This is a genomic window from Adhaeribacter aerolatus (assembly GCF_007991635.1).
Lineage (GTDB): Bacteria > Bacteroidota > Bacteroidia > Cytophagales > Hymenobacteraceae > Adhaeribacter > Adhaeribacter aerolatus.
In genome coordinates this window covers 1-2,497 of sequence record NZ_BJYS01000072.1, presented here as the reverse complement: position 1 = coordinate 2,497, position 2,497 = coordinate 1, and the positions used below count along the sequence as shown (strand labels likewise).

Annotated in this window: 3 protein-coding genes; 2 read left to right on the top strand and 1 reads right to left on the bottom strand. The window is 39.4% G+C overall.

What is annotated here, in order from left to right:
* The first annotated feature begins 233 nt into the window (after positions 1-233).
* Both AAE02nite_RS26015 and AAE02nite_RS26010 read left to right on the top strand, forming a co-directional pair.
* Positions 234-545: a hypothetical protein gene (locus tag AAE02nite_RS26015; RefSeq protein ID WP_146905799.1), complete on the top strand. Its 312-nt coding sequence runs from the start codon at positions 234-236 to the stop codon at positions 543-545.
* Between the two features lie 6 nt (positions 546-551).
* Positions 552-1,049: a hypothetical protein gene (locus AAE02nite_RS26010; RefSeq protein WP_146905796.1), complete on the top strand. Its 498-nt coding sequence runs from the start codon at positions 552-554 to the stop codon at positions 1,047-1,049.
* A 62-nt stretch (positions 1,050-1,111) separates the two neighbouring features.
* Here the strand turns inward: AAE02nite_RS26010 and AAE02nite_RS26005 are convergent, their stop codons facing one another.
* Positions 1,112-2,377 (bottom strand): hypothetical protein, encoded by a 1,266-nt coding sequence (locus tag AAE02nite_RS26005; protein WP_146905793.1) that lies wholly within the window; start codon positions 2,375-2,377, stop codon positions 1,112-1,114.
* Positions 2,378-2,497 lie beyond the last annotated feature (120 nt).

Below are 2,497 nucleotides of genomic sequence, written 5' to 3'. Positions count from 1 at the left end.
AACCATTGTTCGGTTAGGGAAGAGCGTGCAAGAGATTTGGTATAAATTTGCGTTCTTAATGAAATAAGAGTTAACAGTTAATTGTAATGACCAGTTTAGGGTATTAACACTAACTACCCTAAACGTTACCCTCCATAAGCTTTGCGAAACCAGTTTTTGTGCGGGTAACCTAAGCAATAAAGAAGTTGGTATATTTTTAGCTTACCTTTAACAACCATAACAATACCAACCACATGATAAAATTGCTCCAAATCTTTAACCTGGGTATGCTGTTTGTTTTAATAAGCCTGGTATTAGGCTGTGCTACGCCGAAAGCATTTTCGGCGCAGGGTACCGTAACCGCTATTGAACGCGGTAAAGATGGGTACACTGCTTTGTTAACAGACCAAAAAGGCCAGCGCTTTAATGCGGTTATCAGTCGGGTTAATCTGGCCCAGAGCGGCGGCTACCAGGAGTTAAACATCGGCGACAAAGTAACCGTTTACGGCGATACCACCCGTCTGGGCAATGTCCTCAGCGTAAAAGTAAGTCAGCTTAAAAAGTAATTGCCCATGAAAAAGACGCTCCTGGCTGTAGTAGCAGGCACTTTATTCTTGGCTTGCAACCGCACTACCGAAACCACGCAAGCCACCCGTACGCCTGCCGCCGACGAAAAACCAGCCACTCTTTCGCTGGATGAAGAAATGTGTTTCCAGCAGGTAAGTGGTGGGCAAAAAAGAGATACCGCCTGGGTGCACCTAAATATTAAAAACGCTAAAGTAACCGGAACCTACTCGTATTTGCCTTTTGAAAAAGACAGCCGGCGCGGCACTTTACGCGGCACTAAAAATAATGATATAATTACCGCCACCTGGACCTTTATGCAGGAAGGCCAAACCGATTCGCTGCCCGTACAGTTTCGGGTAACCCTCAATACCCTGCAGCAAAAGCCTTATAGTTACCACCCCAGCACCGGTCGGGAATATTTAGCGGATTCTGCCAAATTTATGTTGGTTTACGAAAAGCTGGATTGCGCAGAGCTCCCGGCCCTTAGTAAGCGCATACATTAAAAACTGCTAATTATAAATTTGCTGAAAAGTAACTTCTGCACCATTGCGGTTTAGGTACTTAATTAAAGTACATAAGCCAATTGAAAAATCAGGTTGCTGGTGCGAGATAATTTAAGGAACGGCTTATATTTTACCTTGTAAATGCCATCTCCCCCTTCAAAGATAATTTCAGTTGTTAATTTGTGTTTCTTGCCTACTATATCGGTTCCTACCGAGAAGAAAACCGCATTCTGATATTTGGAAAAAGCAAAGTCGGTGTATTGGCCACTGGCCTTACTGGTTTGTTCTTCTACCAGATAGGAATCAGCGGCTGAATTCTTTAAGAACTTATAATGCGCAACCCCACCGCGTAAAAAAGGTTGGGTGCTCCAGGCTAAACTGTTAAAAGAATACTTGAGAGAAAAGGGTAACCGCAGCGCAGATATATCTATATTAATTGTATTATGATATCTGTTATAGGTGCCGGACTTTTTTGTAACATCTGAGCCAAACCGCATTTTGGAATAAGCGGGTTCTACCAGAAAGTGAAGTTTATCGTTCATCTCCAGCAAATGAATATCCAGTAAGACACCAACCGTAAAAGAATAATTGGCATTAAAATTAGCTTTGCCAATACCATAATGATTGGATTGGTAGGTATAATCGTTAAGATACAGGTTAGGTTTTCCGTAGGAAGAATGTATACCGAAACTAAACTTATAGGGATGTTTCTTTTCCTCAAATTGAACCGAAACTGTTTCTTGAGATTGAGCATTATACTTCTTTACAATTTTCATTAAGCTGGCAACATCAAAATCGGTTTTGTCAATTTCGGGAAACAACGCTAATTTGTCGCCCATTAAAGCTCTTAACTGGCCTTTATACAGTTGCTGGTTTTTAATATATTGCGTGCCATCAACTTCAACCCGCTTTTCGGTATTATCAAGTTCGAGTAGTAAGGTATCCTTCGAAACTACAAAATGATCGCCCCTGGCATCGCGGTATTGAAAGAGATTTACCCGGCCCTTTAGCAGGTATTCTAAAAATATTGGGGAGGGGGATTTAAAATTTAAATAAGAACTGGAAACATAAAACTTATCGGCATTAAAACGATAAGCAGTAATCTGAGCAGGGCTAAAGGTTGTACTCTTATCGTTTAGGGTTGCTTTAAAAATGCATTCGTGGGTGTTGGCAATAAATCCTTGGTAATTAATAAACCCGGTTAATGTGTCATTGGTACTGGTAATTACATAACCTGGCCTGAAATCGGTTTGGGCAAAACTTATAAAAGGTAAACAATAAAATACCAAAAAAAGAATAAATAACTTTGCTAGTAACGCGTGTTTCATGTAAATATAAATATAATAATGCAAATATAAGTATCAGTTAATATAAATCTATTTATATATTTAAAATTAAAAAATATATAAATAAAAAAGAATGAGGAATAGAAATAAACAAGCATATTA